This is a genomic window from Peterkaempfera bronchialis (genome assembly GCF_003258605.2).
GTDB lineage: Bacteria > Actinomycetota > Actinomycetes > Streptomycetales > Streptomycetaceae > Peterkaempfera > Peterkaempfera bronchialis.
In genome coordinates this window covers 6,988,326-7,006,418 of sequence record NZ_CP031264.1, presented here as the reverse complement: position 1 = coordinate 7,006,418, position 18,093 = coordinate 6,988,326, and the positions used below count along the sequence as shown (strand labels likewise).

Annotated in this window: 16 protein-coding genes; 1 reads left to right on the top strand and 15 read right to left on the bottom strand. The window is 72.5% G+C overall.

All coding sequences use genetic code 11. The features are described from left to right. Positions 1 to 88 precede the first annotated feature (88 nt). The 15 genes from C7M71_RS29970 to C7M71_RS29900 form a co-directional block, all read right to left on the bottom strand. Positions 89 to 937: a nitrilase family protein gene (locus C7M71_RS29970; RefSeq protein WP_111488814.1), complete on the bottom strand. Its 849-nt coding sequence runs from the start codon at positions 935 to 937 to the stop codon at positions 89 to 91. Next, positions 934 to 2,418, bottom strand: coding sequence for an NAD-dependent succinate-semialdehyde dehydrogenase (locus C7M71_RS29965; protein WP_111488812.1), 1,485 nt, complete (start codon positions 2,416 to 2,418; stop codon positions 934 to 936). Before C7M71_RS29965 ends, C7M71_RS29970 begins: the two co-directional genes overlap by 4 nt. Positions 2,419 to 2,452: 34 nt before the next feature. Then, on the bottom strand, positions 2,453 to 3,244 hold the full coding sequence (locus C7M71_RS29960) for an IclR family transcriptional regulator (protein WP_111488810.1): 792 nt from the start codon (positions 3,242 to 3,244) through the stop codon (positions 2,453 to 2,455). A 110-nt stretch (positions 3,245 to 3,354) separates the two neighbouring features. Further along, positions 3,355 to 4,557 (bottom strand): ABC transporter substrate-binding protein, encoded by a 1,203-nt coding sequence (locus C7M71_RS29955; protein WP_229759009.1) that lies wholly within the window; start codon positions 4,555 to 4,557, stop codon positions 3,355 to 3,357. 78 nt (positions 4,558 to 4,635) lie between these two features. Further along, positions 4,636 to 5,463, bottom strand: a complete 828-nt coding sequence (locus C7M71_RS29950; RefSeq protein ID WP_111488808.1) for an ABC transporter permease — start codon at positions 5,461 to 5,463, stop codon at positions 4,636 to 4,638. Continuing rightward, positions 5,460 to 6,254 (bottom strand): ABC transporter ATP-binding protein, encoded by a 795-nt coding sequence (locus C7M71_RS29945; RefSeq protein ID WP_111488806.1) that lies wholly within the window; start codon positions 6,252 to 6,254, stop codon positions 5,460 to 5,462. The genes C7M71_RS29950 and C7M71_RS29945 overlap by 4 nt, the downstream gene beginning before the upstream one ends. A 50-nt stretch (positions 6,255 to 6,304) precedes the next feature. Next, positions 6,305 to 7,252 carry an ABC transporter permease gene (locus C7M71_RS29940; protein ID WP_111488804.1) on the bottom strand — a complete coding sequence of 316 codons (948 nt, stop codon included), beginning with the start codon at positions 7,250 to 7,252 and terminating at the stop codon, positions 6,305 to 6,307. A 442-nt stretch (positions 7,253 to 7,694) separates the two neighbouring features. After that, positions 7,695 to 10,268 carry a bifunctional FO biosynthesis protein CofGH gene (locus tag C7M71_RS29935; RefSeq protein ID WP_229759265.1) on the bottom strand — a complete coding sequence of 858 codons (2,574 nt, stop codon included), beginning with the start codon at positions 10,266 to 10,268 and terminating at the stop codon, positions 7,695 to 7,697. Between the two features lie 116 nt (positions 10,269 to 10,384). Next, positions 10,385 to 11,107: an NTP transferase domain-containing protein gene (locus C7M71_RS29930; RefSeq protein ID WP_114914641.1), complete on the bottom strand. Its 723-nt coding sequence runs from the start codon at positions 11,105 to 11,107 to the stop codon at positions 10,385 to 10,387. Continuing rightward, on the bottom strand, positions 11,104 to 11,937 hold the full coding sequence (locus C7M71_RS29925; protein WP_111490496.1) for a carbon-nitrogen hydrolase family protein: 834 nt from the start codon (positions 11,935 to 11,937) through the stop codon (positions 11,104 to 11,106). Before C7M71_RS29925 ends, C7M71_RS29930 begins: the two co-directional genes overlap by 4 nt. Continuing rightward, positions 11,934 to 12,650: an NADPH-dependent F420 reductase gene (gene npdG / locus C7M71_RS29920; RefSeq protein ID WP_111490495.1), complete on the bottom strand. Its 717-nt coding sequence runs from the start codon at positions 12,648 to 12,650 to the stop codon at positions 11,934 to 11,936. The genes C7M71_RS29925 and npdG overlap by 4 nt, the downstream gene beginning before the upstream one ends. A gap of 4 nt (positions 12,651 to 12,654) precedes the next feature. After that, positions 12,655 to 13,662: an LLM class flavin-dependent oxidoreductase gene (locus tag C7M71_RS29915; protein WP_111490494.1), complete on the bottom strand. Its 1,008-nt coding sequence runs from the start codon at positions 13,660 to 13,662 to the stop codon at positions 12,655 to 12,657. Positions 13,663 to 13,690: 28 nt separating this feature from the next. After that, complete coding sequence (gene hydA / locus C7M71_RS29910) at positions 13,691 to 15,109, bottom strand: dihydropyrimidinase (protein ID WP_111490493.1); 1,419 nt, start codon at positions 15,107 to 15,109, stop codon at positions 13,691 to 13,693. Between the two features lie 31 nt (positions 15,110 to 15,140). Then, a complete protein-coding gene (locus C7M71_RS29905; protein WP_111490492.1) occupies positions 15,141 to 16,496 on the bottom strand; it encodes an aminotransferase class III-fold pyridoxal phosphate-dependent enzyme in 1,356 nt (451 codons plus the stop codon). Between the two features lie 76 nt (positions 16,497 to 16,572). Next, positions 16,573 to 17,130, bottom strand: coding sequence for an amino acid synthesis family protein (locus tag C7M71_RS29900; RefSeq protein ID WP_229759008.1), 558 nt, complete (start codon positions 17,128 to 17,130; stop codon positions 16,573 to 16,575). 430 nt (positions 17,131 to 17,560) lie between these two features. Here C7M71_RS29900 and C7M71_RS30890 point away from each other — a divergent pair, with 430 nt between their 5' ends. Continuing rightward, positions 17,561 to 17,821 (top strand): hypothetical protein, encoded by a 261-nt coding sequence (locus C7M71_RS30890; RefSeq protein WP_162824478.1) that lies wholly within the window; start codon positions 17,561 to 17,563, stop codon positions 17,819 to 17,821. Positions 17,822 to 18,093: the final 272 nt, after the last annotated feature.

Here is an 18,093-nt window from a genome sequence, read left to right as displayed (position 1 = left end):
GCTCAGGAGTGCTGTGAGTCTCCATGGGGAGGCGGAGGGTGTCAATGAATTCCGGTGTCTCCCCGCACCGGGCGGGTGGCGCGGCGGGTCAGCGCGGTACGTCCGGGACGCCGGTCTCGTACAGCTCGGGGCGCCGGTCCGCCAGCGGCTGGTTGAACGGGTTGCCGTGCCGTTCGGCGCGGGAGCCGATCAGGTCCACCTCGGCCAGCACCAGCTCCTGGCCGTCACCGCCGGCCGGCCCGGCCAGCGGCCAGCCGCTCGGACCCACGATCAGCGAGCTGCCGATGAACGGCTGGCCCCGCTCGACCCCGGTGCGGCTGATCCCGGCGACATAGAACTGGTTGCTGTGCGCGCCGGTCATGCACATCAGGTTGGCCATCGTGGGTGCGTCGGCGGGCTGCCCCGGGACCGGCACCCAGTTGGACGGCAGCGCCAGCAGGTCGGCCCCGCGCAGCGCGGCGCTGCGGAAGGTCTCGGGGAACCAGGCGTCGTAGCAGATGCCGATGCCGATCCGGCCGAGCGGGGTGTCGAAGACGGGGAAGCCGTCCTGCTGGCGGTCGTACACCTCCTGCTCGGCGTTCCACAGGTGTGCCTTGCGGTACGTCCCGAGGTGCCCGTGCGGGCCGATCAGCACCGCCGAGTTGTACAGCCGCTCCCCCGCCAGTTCGGTGATGCCCGCGACGATCCAGAGGTCCAGCTCGGCGGCGAGCGCGGCCCATGCCGAGTACACCGGACCGCCGGGCACCGACTCGGCGTAGCGCAGCGCCTCCGCGCGGTCGGCGAACATATAGCCGGCCGACGACGCCTCGGGGAGCACCACCAGCCGGGCGCCGCGCCGGGCCGCCTCGCGCACCCAGTGCCCGGACGCTTCGGCATTGGCCGCCGGGTCGCCGAGTACCGGCTCGAACTGCACTCCGGCCAGCAGGAAGCCGGTCATGACTCCGCCCTGACGGCCAGGTACTTGGTGTTCAGGTACTCGTCGATGCCCACGGCGCCGCCCTCCCGGCCCAGACCGGACTGCTTGACGCCGCCGAACGGCGCGGCGGGGTTGGAGATGATCCCCTGGTTGAGCCCGACCATGCCGCTCTCCAGGCGTTCGCTGACCCGCAGGCCGCGGGCCAGGCCCTCGGTGAACACATAGGCGGCGAGCCCGTACTCGGAGGCGTTGGCCAGGGCCAGCGCCTCGGCCTCGTCGTCGAAGGCGACGATCGGCGCGACCGGGCCGAAGATCTCCTCGTGCAGGGTGCGGGCCCCGCGCGGTACGGAGGCGAGCACCGTCGGCGCGAAGAAGTGCCCGTCCCGCTCCAGGGAACCGCCGCCGGTCAGCAGCTCGGCGCCCGCCGCGACCGCCTCATCGACCAGGGCGGCGACGCCCCCGACCGCCCGGGCGTCGATCAGCGGCCCCACCTCGCTCGCCGGGTCCAGGCCGTGCCCGACGGCCAGGCCGCCCAGCCGCTCGGCCAGCCGCCGGGCGAACTCTGCGGCGACCGGGCGGTGCACATAGAAGCGGTTGGCGGCGGTGCACGCCTCCCCCACATTGCGCATCTTCGCCTGGTACGCGCCCTCCACGGCCGCGTCCAGGTCGGCGTCGTCGAAGACCAGGAAGGGGGCGTTGCCGCCCAGCTCCATCGAGGTGCGCAGCACCCGCTCGGACGCCTGCTCCAGCAGGATCCGGCCGACCTCGGTGGAGCCGGTGAAGGAGAGCTTGCGCAGCCGGGGGTCGGCCAGCAGCCGCGCGGTCAGCTCGCCCGACCTGGCGGTGGTGAAGACATTGACGACGCCCTTGGGCAGCCCTGCCTCCTCCAGGACGGCGACCAGGGCGAGCATCGACAGCGGGGTCTGCCGGGCCGGCTTGACCACCACGGTGCAGCCGGCCGCCAGGGCGGGGCCGATCTTGCGGGTGCCCATGGCCATCGGGAAGTTCCACGGGGTGACCAGCAGGCAGGGGCCGACCGGCTGGCGCATCACGACCACCCGGGAGCCGCCGCCGGGTGCCACCAGGTAGCCGCCGTCGATCCGGACCGCCTCCTCGGCGAACCAGCGCAGGAACTCCGCCGCGTAGGCGACCTCCGCCCGGGACTCGGCGAAGGGCTTGCCCATCTCCAGGGTCATCACGGCGGCCAGCTCGTCCTGGCGGGCGAGGATCGCCTCGAAGGCGCGGCGCAGCAGCTCGCCGCGGTCCCGGGGCGGGGTGCGGGCCCAGGAGTCCTGGGCGCGGGCGGCGGCGTCGAGGGCGTCCAGGGCGTCCTGCTCGGCGGCGTCCGCGACCTCGGCGAAGACCGTGCCGGTGCCCGGGTCCTCGACGGGGATGGCGGCGCCGCCGCGCGGCTCGCGCCACTCTCCGTCGATGTACAGGCCCTTGGGTATCCGGCCGGCGGCCTGGTGGGCGGCGTCGATCCGCTCCTGAAGGTCGGCCATCTGTCTCCTCCTGGGGGGGGTGGTGGCGTGGTTGCTACTGTTCGTTGAAGCCGCTGGGCAGCTCGATGCCGGTGACGCTCAGCAGGTCGCCGAGCTGCCGGGCGGCCTTCATCACGCACTGGGCCACCTCCTCGATGCGCGGGCGGGTCAGCCGGTAGGTGGGGCCGCCGATCCAGACCGCGTAGGTGGTGTTGCCTCGGATGCGGACCGGGGCCGCGACCGAGGCGGCGCCGACCTCCAGTTCGTCGTAGGCGACGGCGTAGCCGTTCTCCCGGACGGCGCTCATCGAGTCGATGAACGCGTCCAGGCCGCCGAGGCGCTCGGGGGCGCCGGTGCGGAACTCCTCGCCGAAGTCGGCCCGTACGGTCTCCGGGTCGAGTGCGCTGAGCAGCACCTTCCCGGTGGAGGTGGCCCAGACCGGCTGGGTGCGCGGCACGGGCTTGAGGGTCTGCCCGATCAGCGAGGGGCCGGGGACCTGGGCGACGACCATGACATTGGGCGGCAGCAGCACATCGAAGCCGGCGGTCTCCCCGGTCTGCTTGGCCAGGTCGCGCAGCACGTCCCGCATGTGGCCGTAGGCCCCTCCCCCGTCGAGCAGGCCGCCGACGATGGACAGCAGGCCGAGGGAGACGCGGTAGCGGCGGGTGACGGGGTCGAGCGTCAGCCAGCTCTCGCGTTCCAGGACGGTCAGCACCCGGTAGCAGGTGGCCTTGGGGATGCCGGACTCGCGGGCGATCTCACTCAGGCCGACCCCTTCCGGGTGCGCCGCGACCGTCCGTAGCAGCCAGATCGTCCTACGGACGAGCCCTGCTTCGCTGGGTGCCATTCTTCCTCCGTCTGTCACGTCGAGCCCCTGACCGGTGCGCGGTCAATCCTGGCAGGCGCGGGGGCCTCGCCCGGCCGCGGTTCGGGGAAGGCGGCGCGAACCGGCCGGTGCTACTTGCCGCCCGGGGTGATGGTGACCTGCTGCGGCTGGTAGGAGTCGCCGGTGATGTCGAAGCCGTCGGCCTTGAGCTCCTGGTCGGCCCGCTCGGTCAGATCGGTCCGGTAGGCGTCCTGGCCGGGGTCCTTCTTGAGCACGCCGGCCTTGACCGCGATGTCGATGGTCTGGTCCCAGGCGGCCTTGTCCACCGTGCCGACGCCCGCCTTGGAGGGCCAGATCAGCTTGTTGACCTCGTTGAGCATCCAGGTCTGGTGGCCCTTGCCGAGGGCGCTGCCGTTCTTCAGGACGATGTCCACGCAGCCGTCGAGGTCGTCCCGGCAGTAGCCCCAGCCCTGGTAGGTGGCCTTGAGGAACTTCACGGCCGTCTCCTGGTTGGCCTTGCTCGCCAGCCAGTCGCCCTTGGCGTAGATGCCGTCCTCCAGGCTCTGGTAGCCCGCGTCCTGGAGGTTGATGGCGGTGAAGTCGGACGGCTGGTACAGCTTGCCGGTCTTGGGGTTGGTGCTCTCCAGCAGCTGAGCGTACTCGTTGAACGTCTTGGCCTGCGCCGCGTCGACCTGCCGCTTGAGCAGCAGCGACATGTCGAACGGCTGCTGGATGATCTTGGCATCCTTGCCCGGTTCGACGCCCGAGCCGCGCATCGCCGCGTACAGGGTCAGCTCATTGCCGTACCCCCAGCTGCCGACGCGCTTGCCCTTGAGGTCGGCCAGGGTCTTGATGCCGGAGTCGGCCCAGGCGACCTGGAGGTAGGCGCCGCGCTGGAAGACCTGTCCGATGTTGACCAGGTCGGCGCCCTGCTCGCGGGTGACCATGGTCTTGGTGACGTGGGAGACGGCGAACTCGGCGTTGCCTGCGGAGAGCACCTGCTGCGGGACGATGTTCACCCCGCCCTCCTGGATGGTGACATCCAGGCACTGCTTGTCGTAGAAGCCCTTCTCCTTGGCGGCGTAGTAGCCGGCGAACTGGGCCTGGGCGACCCACTGGAGGACGACCCGGACCTTGGTCTTGGCGGCGCAGTCCTTGCCGGCCTCCGCCGCGGCCTTGCTGGTCTCGCCCGACGACATCCCGCCGCAGCCGGTCACCAGCATCGCTGCGGCGGCGAGTCCGGCGGCCAGCCGCAGCGGGCGGGCGGGGCCGGAGCGGCGGGGCGCGCGGGGTTGCCGGGGGGACGGGGAATTCACGGGTCTGCTGGTGGACATTGCTACCTCCGCCGGGATGGGAAGAGAGAAGTACGGGACGCGGTCGCACCGCCCAAAGGCGGTCTGCGGAAATGCTGATTACGCCTGGTTATCGTGGAGCGATTCATGCCAGGGCATGAGCAGCCGTTCCAGGAGCGTGACGGCTCCGAACATGGCGAGGCCGAGTGCGCTGGCGACCAGGATTCCGGCCCATGCGTAGTCGAATCTCGGCAGGGCCGCCTGATAGGCGATGTAGACGCCGAGCGCCTCGGTGGGGCCGCCGAAGTACTCGCTGACGATCACGCCGATCACCGCGAGGGTGGTGCCGAGCTTCAGCGCGTTGAAGATGTACGGCAGCGCGTTGGGGAGCCGCACGATCAGGGCGACCTGCCGAGGCCGGGCCGCCAGCGACTCCATGATCTCCAGGTGGAGGGGGGAGACCTGGAGCAGGCCCCGGGTGGTGTTGACGAGGACCGGGAAGAAGACCATCACGGCGGCGACACCTGCCTTGGAGAGCAGGCTGGTGACGCCGAACCAGTTGTTGAAGATCGGGGCCAGCGCCACGATCGGCGCGCAGTTGATCAGCACGGCGGCGTTCAGCACCGGTCCGGAGACGGCCGGGAAGCGGCTCACCGCCAGGCCGACCGCGATCCCGCCGAGGGCGCCCAGCAGCAGGCCGAGCAGGACCGCCTGCACGGTGACCACCGAGGCCGCCATGATCGTGGCGAAGTCGTGGACGAACGCCTGGGCGATGGTGACGGGCGTCGGCAGGATGAACGCCGGGACGTCGAAGACGGCGACGACCAGCTGCCAGGAGCCGAGCACCAGCAGTGCGGTGAGCGCGACCGGCAGCGCCCGGCCGGCCCTGCCCCGCAGGCCGCCGGCGATCCGAGCCACCCCCCGCGGTGCGGCCTGGGCGGTGCTCATGCCGCGGCCTGCTCGGTCGGGACGGAGTGCAGCGCCTGGCGGACCTCGGTGACCTTCGCGAAGAACTCCGGGGTGGTCCTGGTCTCGGCGGTACGCGGGTAGGGCAGGTCCACGTCGATGCTGGCGGCCACCCGGCCGGGCCGCGCCGACATCACCACCACCCGCGAGGAGAGGAAGACCGCCTCGGAGATGCTGTGGGTGACGAAGACGACGGTGGTGCGGGTGTCGGACCAGATGCGCAGCAGCTCGCCCTGGAGGCGTTCGCGGTTCATCTCGTCGAGCGCGCCCAGCGGCTCGTCCATGAAGAGGATCTCCGGGTCGGCGGAGAGCGCCCGGGCGATGGCCGCCCGCTGCTGCATACCGCCGGACAGCTGCCGGGGGAAGTGCTCGGCGAAGTCGGAGAGCCTGACCAGTTCCAGCATCTCCATCGCCTTGGCCCGGGTCACCTCCTTCCTGGCGCCGGCGACCTGGAGCGGCAGCTCGACATTGCGCCGCACACTGCGCCACTCCAGCAGCCCGGCCTGCTGGAAGACCATCCCGTAGTCCCGGTCGGTACGGGCGGCGGCCGGGGTCTTGCCGTTGACCGTGACCTGGCCCTGCGACGGCTCGGTGAGGTCGGCCATCACCCGCAGCAGGGTGCTCTTGCCGCAGCCGCTGGGGCCGAGCAGCGAGGTGAACTCCCCGCGTGCGATGTCCAGGTCGATGTCCTGGAGCGCGGTCACCGAGCGGTCGCTGCCGCCGTTGAACACCTTGCTGACATTGCGGACGGAGATGATTGCGGGCTCGCCCATCAGTGGCTCCCGGTGGTTCGAGGGTCGAGGGGGTGGGGTCGGACGGCGGGTCAGCGAGCGGCCCGGTGGCGGAGGGCGAACCGCTCCGCGAGGGCCAGCAGCTGGACGAAGACGATCCCGGCCAGGGCGGCGACCAGCACCGCGGCGTACAGCTTCTCCGGGCCGTTGGAGTAGTAGTAGGCGGACGAGAGGATCACCCGGCCGATGCCGCGTCCGGTGCCGGCCGACAGCTCGCCGACGATGGCGCCGACGACACTGGCGGTGGCGGCGAGCCGCAGCCCGGCGAAGACGAAGGGCAGCGCGGCGGGCACCCGCAGCCAGAACAGGACCTGACGGCGGCCCGCGCCCACGCTGCGCATGAACTCCAACTGGACCTTGGGCGGCGACTTCAGGCCGCGCAGGGCGTTGATGGTCACCGGGAAGAACGCCAGATAGGCGGCGATCCCGGTGACGGCGACCCACGGCGGGGCGCCGGCCTTGCCGCCCCAGATCACGATCATGGGCGCGATGGCGACCAGCGGGACGGTCTGGGAGGCCACCAGCCAGGGCATCAGGCCCCTGCTGACCGGCGCGGCGTGCAGGAAGAGCACCGCCAGCGCGAGGCCGAGCAGCGAGCCGGCGACCAGGCCGTACAGCGCCTCCCGCAGGGTCACCGCCGTCTCCCCGAGCAGGTAGCCGGCCAGCGAGGTGGGGTCGCCCTGCCGGGCCGGCTCGGCGAGGGAGCGCAGCACCGTCCAGAGGTGCGGCATGGACAGGTCGTCGGTGGCGACCGGCAGGCTCCAGCCCGCGATGCGGTCGCCAAGGGCGCGGCCTGCGGCCTTGTAGCCCTCCCAGAGAGCGGCGAACAGGGCCACCACCAGCAGCGCTCCGAGCAGGTTGACCGCTCGTGCGCCGAGCGCGCGGCGCCGCCGGTCGGTGGTGGTGGGCGCGGCGGGCTCAGCGAGCGGGCCCCGGCCGGCCGTCGAGGGTGGCGATGCAGGGATCTTCGTCGCTGTCATGCTCAGGCACTCTCCGAATCCTTCGGAAGCGTCGTCCGGGGGGCGGCGGCTCTTGCCGGCCAACCCGACTATCGGATCACTCAGTGAACTGATGGTTCACGCTAGAGGGCGGCCAAGACCCCGTCAACGGGTCGGGAGAACTTTCTCGGCTACGTTGTGCAGCCGTTGCCCATACGTATCCGCAAAGCGCCCGGGGCTCATTCGGATAAAGGCCGCCGGGCACAGCGCAAAGCGCGTCGCGGGGTTACGGAGCGGAACCGGGGGGCGGGCCGGGCGGATTCCGCGAAGAGGCGGCACCCGGCGGAAAGGGACCGCGCGGCGGGATTTGCGTACCGGCGGTTTTCCCCGCCTTTCCCTACCGACCGGCCGGGGGCCCGACCGGAACGGCCGGAAGGGCGGAGGAGCGCCGGAGAACAGCGGGGGGGCCGTCCTCCGGCGCCCTTCAGGAACGGTCGACCAGCGGCAGCGGCGCGGGGCGCCAGAGCCCGTCGTGGGCCCGCGCCACCGCCTCCCGCCCGGGGTCCACCGCGCCATAGGTCGTGGTGCGCATCCGGGCGGGCCGCCCGGCGTCCGCAGCCAGCTGCTCCAGGTCGGCGACGCCCTTGGCGCTGCCCTGCTGCGAGCCCGCCATCCGGCTGATGGTCTCCTCCATCAGCGTGCCTCCGACGTCATTGACCCCGCCGCGCAGCACCTCCACCACGGTGTGGTGGGCGAGCTTGACCCAGCTGGTCTGGATGTTGCCGATCCTGCCGTGCAGCAGGATGCGGGCCAGCGCGTGCACCGCCCGGTTCTCCAGGGCGGTCGGCCCGGGCCTGGCGATCCCGGCGAGGTACACGGGCGCATTGGTATGGACGAACGGCAGCAGCACAAACTCGGTGAAGCCGCCCGTCTCCTCCTGGAGCCGCCCGATCAGCCGAATGTGGTCCACCCAGTGGCGCGGGGTGTCGACATGCCCGTACATCATGGTGGCGGTGGTGGGGATGCCCAGCCGGTGGGCCGTGGTGACCACCTCGATCCAGGCGGCGGCGGGCAGCTTGCCCTTGGTCAGCACCCAGCGCACCTCGTCGTCCAGGATCTCGGCGGCCGTACCGGGCAGCGAGTCCACCCCGGCCTCGCGGGCGGCGGTCAGCCAGTCCGCGATCGACAGGTCCGTCCTGGCCGCGCCGTTGACCACCTCCATCGGCGAGAAGGCGTGCACATGCATCCCGGGGGTGCGCCGCTTGACCTCCGCGGCGATGTCGAAGTACGCCGTCCCCGGCAGGTCCGGATGGATACCGCCCTGGAGGCACACCTCCCCCGCGCCGGCCTGCCACGCCTGCTCCGCCCGGACCCCGATCTGCCCGAGGGAGAGCGTGTAGGCGTCGGCGTCGGTGCGGCGCTGGGCGAACGCGCAGAACCGGCAGCCGGTGTAGCAGACATTGGTGAAGTTGATGTTCCTGGTGACGACATAGGTGACCGCGTCACCGACGGCGGCGGCCCGCAGGCCGTCCGCGAGGCTCGCCAGCGCCTCGATCTCGGCGCCCGGCCCCGCGTCCAGCAGGGTCAGCGCATGGCCGTCGGCCAGGCCCGCCGGATCGGCCTCGGCCGCGCGCAGCGCGGCGGCGAACCCGGGGCGCAGCCGCCCGGCGGGGCCCGTCCGGTCGCGCTGCCGGCCGAGCCGGGTGGCGGCGGCCGGGACGGCGGCGGCCACCGCGTCCCAGTCCCCGTAGACCGCGTCGAAGTCCGCCCTGCGGTCGGCGGTCCGGCCTGCCGAGTCGATGGTGTGGAAGAGGTCGGTCCGGCCGGTGTCCGCCAGCGGGGTCTCCGGCTCCTGCCATGGCCGCCCGGTCGGCACCGTGCCTTCGGCGGCCAGTGCGGTGCCCGGTTCGGCCAGCGCCTCGACATGGCCGCGCAGCCGGGGGTCGAGCCACGGCTCGCCCCGGGCGATGTACTCGGGGTAAATGGTCAGGCGCTCGCGCAGGGTGAACCCGGCGGCGGCGCTCTGCGCGGCCAGCTCCTCGATCTGCGGCCAGGGCCGCTCCGGGTTGACGTGGTCGGGGGTCACCGGGGAGACCCCGCCCCAGTCGTCGATCCCGGCCCGCAGCAGCAGCGCGCGGTCGGCGCCGACCAGGTTGGGCGGGGCCTGGAGGCGGATGCCGGGGCCGAGCAGCAGCCGGGCCACGGCGACCGTCGCGGCCAGCTCGTCGGTTTCGGTGTCCGGGGCGTTGCGCATGGCCGTGTCGGGCTTGGCGCGGAAGTTCTGGACGATCACTTCCTGGATGCCCTGGTAGGCGCGGGCGGTCCGGCGGATCGCCAGCAGCGCGTCCACCCGTTCGCGGTGGGTCTCGCCGATGCCGACCAGGATGCCGGTGGTGAACGGGACATGGGACCGGCCGGCGTCCTCCAGCACCCGCAGCCGGACGGCCGGGTCCTTGTCGGGCGACCCGTGGTGCGGGCCGCCGGGTTCGGACCAGAGCCGGGTCGCCGTGGTCTCCAGCATCATCCCCATCGACGGCGCCACCGGCTTGAGCCGCTGGAGGTCGGTCCAGGAGAGCACGCCGGGGTTGAGGTGCGGCAGCAGCCCGGTCTCCTCCAGCACCAGGACCGCCATCGCCCGGACATAGGAGAGCGTGTCGTCGTAGCCGCGCGCGTCCAGCCACTCGCGGGCCTGCGGCCAGCGGTCCTCCGGCCGGTCGCCCAGGGTGAACAGGGCCTCCTTGCAGCCTGCCGCCGCTCCGGCGCGGGCGGTCTCCAGCACCTCGTCGGGGCTGAGGTAGGGCGCGGGCAGCCGACCGGGGACGGTGGCGAAGGTGCAGTAGTGGCAGCGGTCGCGGCAGAGCCGGGTGAGCGGGATGAAGACCTTGCGGGAGTAGGTGACGACCCCGGGCCGCCCGGCGGCGAGCAGTCCGGCGTCCCGCACCCGGCCTGCGGCCTCGCAGAGCCGGTCCAGGTCGCTCCCCCGGGCGTGCAGCAGGACCTCGGCCTCGGCGGCGTCCAGGGCGACGGCGTCGCGGGCCCGGCGCAGCGCGCGGTTCATCGCGGAGCGGGTGGGGGGCGGCGAGGCTGGGGTGGGCAGGGCCGGGCTGGTCGGGGCTGCGGTGGTCGGGGCCGGGCTGGTCGGGGCCGGGCTGGTCGGGGCGTCAGGCTGTGCGTTCACAGTGCCGCGACCTCCGGTATCCGGGTCCGGCCCGCCGGGCGGGCCGGCTCCCGGGCGGCGAGCCAGGCGCGGGTGGCGGGGCCGAGCGTGGCCGCCGGCAGCGCGAGCAGCTGCTCCACGGTGTCGATGTCGCGGCGCAGCGGGGAGGCGGCGGGGACGTCCAGCTCCCGGTACCCCGCAGCGAGGAACCGCCCGCGCGACCCCGGGCCGAGGAAGGGCCGGAACTCCTGCGGCCCGGGCAGGGCCAGCAGGGTCGTCCCGGTGCCCTCGGCGTCCGCGACCAGGGCCGGGCCGCCGTGCCGCCCGGCCGCCGCGAGCGCGGCGGCGAAGTCGGCGGGGGCCGCGCCCGGAAGGTCGCCCATGACCACGGCGAACCTGCGGGCCGGGCCGTCCAGCGCCGCCAGGGCGTCGGCGGTCTCGGCGTTGAGGCCGGGGCCGTGGGTCGTGGTGAAGGCGGCGGCGCCCGAGGCGAGGGCCGTGCCCGTCACCTCGGGGCCGCCGCCGACCACGACGACCGCGTGCACCGAGGGGACCGCACCCAGGCGGGTGACCACATCGGTGAGCATCGCCCTGGCCAGGGTCCGCCGGGCGGCCGGGGTGAGGTCCGCGCAGCGGCTCTTGGCCAGCGCGAACGGCTTGGCCGGTACCAGGGCGGTCCACGCCGTGACGGCCGGGTCGCGGCCGGCCGTCACGGCGTCGGCGGGGAGGCGGCCGGTCATGAGGAGGCCGGTCCCATCCGGGTCAGCCGCTCGTACAGCTCGGGGCGGCGGTCGCGCAGGAACGGCCGGCTGCGGCGGGTGGCGGCCACCCGCTCCGGGTCGACCTCGGCCACGGCCACGTCGTCGCGGTCGTCGGCGGCCTGGGCGAGGATGTCGCCGTCGGGGCCGTAGACGGCGCTCAGCCCGAAGTACTCCTTGACGCCCTCGGTGCCGACCCGGTTGGCGCAGATCACAAAGAGTCCGTTGAACACGGCGTGGGCGCGCAGCTCCAGCTGGAAGACCTCGCGCATGGGGGCGGAGGCCGACGCCACGGGGACGCAGAGCACGGAGCCGCCGCGCAGCGCCACGATCCGGCTCAGCTCGGGGAAGTGCCGTTCGTAGCAGATGATGGTGCCGACGCCGGTCTCGCCGGTGTCGACCACCTCCGGCTCGGTGCCGCCGGGCCGGAAGTAGTACTTCTCGGGGAAGCCGTTGGAGAACGGCAGGTGCGACTTGCGGTAGACGGACTTCAGCTCGCCGCGCACATAGGTGCAGGCGGTGTTGTAGTACACGCCCGGGGTGTCGCCGGCCTCGAAGACCGAGGAGACCACGGTGATCCCGGCGCGGCGGGAGCGTTCGGCGGCCATGGTGTTCGACGGGCCGTCCAGGGGCTCCGCGAGCCGGAAGTACTCCGGGTCGGGGTCGGGCTGGACGAAGGGGACGGCGAACAGCTCGGGCAGCAGCACGATCCCGGCGCCCTGGTCGGCGGCGGCGTCCACCAGGTCGGCCGCCCGGGCGACGGTCTCGGTGCGGTCGTCGGTGGCGTGCAGCTGGACTGCGGCGAGTTTCATGCGACTGCCTCCTTCGGGGCGGCGGTCGGGACGGGCAGGCCGGTCAGGGAGATGCCCGACCTCGTCCGGTAGCGCTTGTTCACGGAGATCAGGACGGCGGTGAGGGGTTCGAGCTGGCGGGCCAGGCGCAGCCGTCCGGCGTCCAGTGCCCGGCCGCCGGTCACCTCGGCGGCCAGCGCTGCCACCCGTGCCTTGGCCTCGGTGTCGTCGCCGCAGACCAGGACGTCCTCATGGCTGAGGTCCGCTTCCGGGTCGAGCAGCAGCGGCGCCGCCAGGTGGTGGAAGGCGCCGACGACCGAGGCGGTGGGCACGAGGGCTGCGGCCTCCTCGGCGGCGCTGCCCGCCTCGACCGCGAGCCCGTAGGGGCCGTGGCGGTCGAAGCCGAGCGGGTTGACGCAGGAGATCAGCAGCTTGCCGTCCAGTGCGGCGGCGAGGGAGCCGATCAGCTCGGCGTGGCCCTGGTAGGGGACGGCGAGCAGGACGGTCCCGGCGGCGCGGGCCGCGTCCTCGTTGGCCGCGCCGCTGACCGGTGCGGTGACGCCGGGCAGCGCGCACAGCTCGGCGGCGGCGGCCGCCGCCCGTCCGGCGTCGCGGGAGCCGAGGATCACGGGGTGGCCGGCCCGGGCGAGGCGGTAGGCGATTCCCTTGCCCTGCGGCCCGGTGCCGCCGACGACGGCGACCGGGGTTCGGGGAGGGCTGTCGGGGGTGGCCATGGCGTCAGCCCTTCGCGGCCTGGGCGAGGCGGGTGAGGGTCTGCTCCTTCTCGCCGAGGGTGGAGATGATCGGGCAGCGCACTCCGGCCTCGTGGTAGGAGAGCAGCTTGTTGAAGGCGTCGTCGGTGGAGCCGCAGGCGGTGACGTTCTGGACCAGGTGGTTGGGGACGAGCGGCATGGCCCGCTTGATGTCGCTGGGGGTGGCCGGCCAGCCCGCCACCTCCTGGATGCGGTCGACCAGCTCGCGCTCGACGCCGCAGTGCTCGGCGATGTGCGGCTGCTGGGCGAGGTAGAGGGTGAGGAACGCCTTGCAGGCGTCGATGGCCTCCTGCGGGTCGTCGTCGTTGACGCTGCACGCGACGATCTGGGTGAGGTCGATGCCGGTCCTGCCGTCGGTCCGCTTGGCGACGCCCCGGTCGATGGCCTCGCGGGCGCCGGTCAGGTACGAGGGCGGCAGCAGGAAGTCCATGTGCACGCCGTCGCTGATCTCACCGGCCAGCTCCAGCATCCGGGGGCCGACGGCGCCGATGTAGATGGGGATGTCGACCGGCTTGTTCTCCCGGTACATGCTGTCGAACCGGACGTCGTCCATGGTGACGAACTCGCCGTCGAAGGTGACGACCTCATTGCTGAAGAAGCGCTGGAGGACGGTGATGTACTCGCGCATCGAGGCGACCGGCTTGCGCAGCGGCTCGCCGACCTTGGTGGCCAGCGGCTCCCACCAGGCGCCGATGCCGAGGATGGCCCGGCCGGGGGCGACCTCGTCCAGGGTCTTGAACGTCACCGCCATCAGGGCGGCGTTGCGGCTCTTGTTGTTGACGACGCCGGTGCCGATCTTCACGTTCCTGGTCCGGCTGGCGATGATCGCGGCGGGGACGATGCCGTCGCGGGCCAGGCGTCCTTCGGCGACCCAGACGGATTCGAAGCCGTTGGTGTCGGCGAGTTCGGCCTGCCAGTAGGTCTGCTCCAGGCTCAGCCGTTCGCCGACGTGGATGCCCAGGGGGATCTTCATTGGGCCACTGCTCCGTTCTGTGCTTGTCTCAGAAGAGGTGCGGCTTGCCGCGGCTGAGGAAGGCCCCACGGCCGGCCGTGCCGGTGAAGGTTCCTTCGGCGTCGACCAGGTGGTCTCCTCGGGAGAGGACGTGGACCGGCTTGCCGGTCACCCGAAGGCCCTCGTAGAGGTTGTAGTCGGTGCGCATATGGCTGCCCGCCGCCGTGATCACGTGGTCGGCCGCCGGGTCCCAGACCACCAGGTCGGCGTCGGCGCCCACCACGACCGCGCCCTTGCGGGGGAAGAGGCCGAAGAGCTTCGCCGGGCGGGTGGCGACCAGGTCGACGAACCGGCAGGGGTCGATCCGGCCGGCGGCCACGCCGGTCTCCCAGAGCACCATCAGCCGGTCCTCGATGCCGGGCACGCCGTTGGGGACCTTGGGGAAGTAGCCGGGGCTGCGCAGCTTCTGCGGGGGCAGGTCGTCGGGCTGGTGCAGGCAGAAGCCCGCGTGGTCCGTGGCGACCGTGGAGAGTGCGCCGGTGGCCAGGAAGGTCCACAGCCCCTGCTGGTTGGCGCGCTCCCGGATGGGCGGCGAGCACAGGTAGGCGGCGGCGCGCTCGCCGAGCCCCTGGTAGTCCTCGAAGGCGACGGCCAGGTACTGCGGGCAGGTCTCGCCCCAGACCCGGTGGCCCTGGGCGCGGGCGCGGCTGATCTCGGCCGCCGCCTCGGCGCTGGAGACATGGACGACATACAGCGGGGTCCCGACCGATTCGGCGAGGACGACGGCGCGGTGCACCGCCTCCGCCTCGGAGTCATGGCCGTGGGCGACGGCATGGAACGGCTCGGCGGTGCGGCCCGACTCCAGCAGCAGCCGGGTCTCCCGGTCGATCATGTGCCCGTTCTCGGCGTGCACCATCGGCAGTACGCCGTTCTCCAGGGCCAGTTCGAAGCCTTCGAGCAGTTCGCCGTCGTCCACCATCTGGGTGCCGGGGTAGGCCATGAAGAACTTCCAGCTGGTGGCGCCCTCCTTGGCGAGCCGTCGCAGGTCGTCCAGCACATCGGGCTGCTGGGCGCGCGGCGGCACGATGGCGTGCAGCCCGAAGTCGATCACCGCCTTGGCCGCCGCCGTGTCGCGCCGGGCCAGGTAGGTGTCGCGCAGGGTGCGGTCCGGCTCCTTCTTGACGAAGTCCAGGACGGTGGTCGTACCGCCGTGGGCCGCGGCGACCGTGCCGCTGTGGAAGTCGTCGGCGGTGCGGGTGGTGAATCCGTCGATCGGGTATTCGAGGTGGGTGTGCGCGTCGATGCCGCCCGGGATCACCAGCATCCCGGTGGCGTCCAGCACCCGGTCGGCGGTCCAGGAGGGGTCGGTGCCCAGGGCGGCGACCACGCCGTCCCGTACCAGCACATCGGCCCGGACCGCCCCCTCGGCGTTGACGACCGTACCGCCTCTGATCAGTGTCGATGACATCGTGGGTACCCCTTCAGGTGGCCTGTCGCGCTCACCCTACGTACTGCTCGTCGGCCAGCTTCAGCACGTCGTCCAGAACGTCGAGTGCGAGGTCGATCTCGGAGTCCTGGATGACGAGCGGCGGTGTCAGCCGCAGGACGTTGAAGTTCGCGGTGAGGTAGAGCCCGCGCTCCATCGCCGTCTTGAGCAGCCGCCCCACGGGCGCCGCTGCGGGGCCCTTGGCGTTGAACGGGACCAGCGGTTCGCGGCTCTCCCGGTCCTTGACCAGTTCGACCCCGTAGAAGAGGCCGCGGCCGCGGATCTCGCCGATGCTCGGGTGGTGCTCGGCCAGCCGGGCCAGCCCGGCGCCCAGCCGCTCGCCCATCGCCTTGGCGTTCTCCACCACATGCTCGTCCTGCATGATCTTCAGCGAGGCGACTCCGGAGGCGCAGGCCAGCGGGTGGCCGGCGTAGGTCAGGCCGCCCCAGAACATGTTGTCCTTGAGCCAGTCGGAGATCCGCGACGAGACGGTCATCGCGCCCAGCGGGACATAGCCGGAGTTCAGGCCCTTGGCGGTGGTGACGATGTCCGGCACCACGTCCCAGTGGTCGCAGGCGAACCAGGTGCCGGTGCGGCCGAAGCCCGCCATCACCTCGTCGAAGATCAGCATGATGCCGTAGCGGTCGCAGACCTCGCGCAGCGAGCGCAGATAGCCGTCCGGCGGGTAGATCAGGCCGTTGGTGCCGGTGACCGGCTCGACGATCACGGCGGCGACGGTGTTGGGGTTCTCGTACTGGAGGATCTCCTCCAGGTGGGGGCCACCGGTGCAGACCGGGCACGGGTCGGGGTGCCCGGCCGGGCAGCGGTAGGTGTACGGGTCCAGCATGCGCACCACGCCCGGCATGCCGGGCTCGGCGGACCAGCGGCGCGGGTCGCCGGTCAGCGAGATCGCCCCGTTGGTGGCGCCGTGGTAGGAGCGGTAGCGGGCGATGACCTTCTGGCGGCCGGTCACATGGCGGGCCAGCCGGATCGCGTTCTCGTTGGCGGCGGCGCCGCCGGTGGTGAAGAAGGTCATCTTCAGGTCGCCCGGGGTCAGCTCCGCCAGCATCTCGGCCAGTTCGGCGCGGGAGCGCTCGGCGAAGCCGGGGCCGATGTAGCAGAGCTGCTCGGCCTGCTGGCGGATGGCCTCGACCAGGCGGGGGTGCTGGTGGCCGAGGTTGAGGTTGACCAGCTGGGACTGGAAGTCGAGGTACTTGCGGCCCTCGTAGTCCCAGAACCACGACCCGGCGCCTCCGGCGACCGGGATCGGGTCGAGTGCTCCCTGCACGGACCAGGAGTGGATCACATACTCCCGGTCGGCCTCCTTGACCCGCTGGCCGGTCCAGGTATCGCTGTCGGTGACGGTCAATGGACTGCCCTCCCTGTGGTGCGTCGTCTTGGGCCTCGGTGGCCGGCGGCCGGTGGCGGTCGCCGACCCGGGGCGCCTACTTGGTCTCGGCGCCGAAGGTCGCGAGGCGGGCCAGCGGCCGGCCGGCGTTGGCGGCGGCGCAGATGACGAGGATCTCCCGGGGCCGGGGCACGTCGGCGACCTGGAGCGTCACCGTCTGGTGGTGGGAGCGGGTCTTGGCGTCGAGCTTGTGCTTGAGCGGGATGTCGATGGGGCTGCCCGGCAGGCCGACCTTCTCGGCGGCGGGCAGCAGCTCGGTACCGCCGGCCGCGTTGCGGAAGACATTGCCGAAGCGCAGGTTGTGGATGAGCGCGGACCCGTGCTCGACCTCCCCGTCGATGCCGACCAGCGCGGCCTTGCCGAACGCCTCCACCTCGCCGCCCAGCAGCTCCACGCACGGGGGGCCGACCAGCCGGCCGATCTCCTCGCCCAGCTCGTCGGCGAGGGTGACCAGGTCCTGGACGTAGCCGCTGGGGTAGGGGTTCTCGATCACCGCCCCGACGAAGGCGACCCGGTGGACCGGGTCCACCGCGCGGCCGTTCTCCAGCCGTGTCTCGTCGACATGCTTGATGATCTTGCGGATGCGAATGCTCACAGCTCTCCCCTGAGGTTGGTCGACCCAGCGGTTCATTTAGCGAACCGTTGGTTCATATCCTGGGGATGGGTGGCGGAGGTGTCAAGAGATCCGGACACGACGAAGCCGGGCCGGCCCGCTCCTCCACGTCACAGCCACGTCACAGCCGGGCACCCGGTCTCCACGGAATCCCTTGCGGGCAGGGCCGAGCCCCTACATTCGCTCTTCAGGACCGCCCCGCCGAGCGGACGCACACCAGGGGGAGAACATGAAGCATCGTGAGAGAGCCATGACGTATGCGGCACCGGTCGCGCTGCTGCTGCTCCTGACCGCGTGCGGGGGCGACAAGGGATCCGGCGCGGCAGGCGCATCGGCCGCCGCTGCGTCGCCGAGCGCCGCAGACAGTGCCCCGGCCACAGAGAGTGCCCCGGCCGCAGAGAGTGCCCCGCCCGTGGACGCCAACCCGGTCGACGGCAAGGCGTTCTGCGCCTTCCTCACGGAGGAGGAGCCCAAGCTCAAGAGCATCGGCTCGCCGGTCGGCGCGCAGGCGGCGCTGACGGTCGACCTCGCCGGGTGGGTCGAGAAGCACCCGGAGCAGAAGCCGCGGACGGCGTCGGACCTCGATGACGCCTCCCAGCAGTCCTGCCCGGAGCTGCGTTCGTCGATCGTGGCCGCCGCGGGCTACAGCAGCTTCCAGAAGACATTCGGCTGACGCGTGGGCGCAGCCACTCATTGATGGTCGCGATCCTGCTCGCCGGGAGCGAGCAGGCACTGGCCGGGCCGACGGCCCGGACGGAGACGGCCGCTGATCCCCACCCGGCTGCTCACCCGCAGCCGCTCCGAGCGGACCCGCCGGGTCGCGGCCGGTCTCATGGCGCTGCGTCCGGTGACCGTGCTGGTGCTGTCCGGCGCGATGCTGCTCGATCTGTTCGACGGCTGACCCACGCGGTACGGGCCCGTCCGGAACTCCGGACGGGCCCAGGC

Bases quoted from the DNA above. Each gene is read 5' to 3' on its own strand.
- C7M71_RS29930 (WP_114914641.1), bottom strand. From the start codon at position 11,107: ATGACCGGCCGCCTCCCCGCCGACGCCGTGACGGCCGGCCGCGACCCG.
- C7M71_RS29915 (WP_111490494.1), bottom strand. From the start codon at position 13,662: ATGAAGATCCCCCTGGGCATCCACGTCGGCGAACGGCTGAGCCTGGAG.
- C7M71_RS29955 (WP_229759009.1), bottom strand. From the start codon at position 4,557: ATGTCCACCAGCAGACCCGTGAATTCCCCGTCCCCCCGGCAACCCCGC.
- C7M71_RS29960 (WP_111488810.1), bottom strand. From the start codon at position 3,244: ATGGCACCCAGCGAAGCAGGGCTCGTCCGTAGGACGATCTGGCTGCTA.
- C7M71_RS29945 (WP_111488806.1), bottom strand. From the start codon at position 6,254: ATGGGCGAGCCCGCAATCATCTCCGTCCGCAATGTCAGCAAGGTGTTC.
- C7M71_RS29950 (WP_111488808.1), bottom strand. From the start codon at position 5,463: ATGAGCACCGCCCAGGCCGCACCGCGGGGGGTGGCTCGGATCGCCGGC.
- C7M71_RS29940 (WP_111488804.1), bottom strand. From the start codon at position 7,252: ATGACAGCGACGAAGATCCCTGCATCGCCACCCTCGACGGCCGGCCGG.
- C7M71_RS29970 (WP_111488814.1), bottom strand. From the start codon at position 937: ATGACCGGCTTCCTGCTGGCCGGAGTGCAGTTCGAGCCGGTACTCGGC.
- C7M71_RS29925 (WP_111490496.1), bottom strand. From the start codon at position 11,937: ATGAAACTCGCCGCAGTCCAGCTGCACGCCACCGACGACCGCACCGAG.
- npdG (WP_111490495.1), bottom strand. From the start codon at position 12,650: ATGGCCACCCCCGACAGCCCTCCCCGAACCCCGGTCGCCGTCGTCGGC.
- C7M71_RS29965 (WP_111488812.1), bottom strand. From the start codon at position 2,418: ATGGCCGACCTTCAGGAGCGGATCGACGCCGCCCACCAGGCCGCCGGC.
- hydA (WP_111490493.1), bottom strand. From the start codon at position 15,109: ATGTCATCGACACTGATCAGAGGCGGTACGGTCGTCAACGCCGAGGGG.
- C7M71_RS29935 (WP_229759265.1), bottom strand. From the start codon at position 10,268: ATGAACCGCGCGCTGCGCCGGGCCCGCGACGCCGTCGCCCTGGACGCC.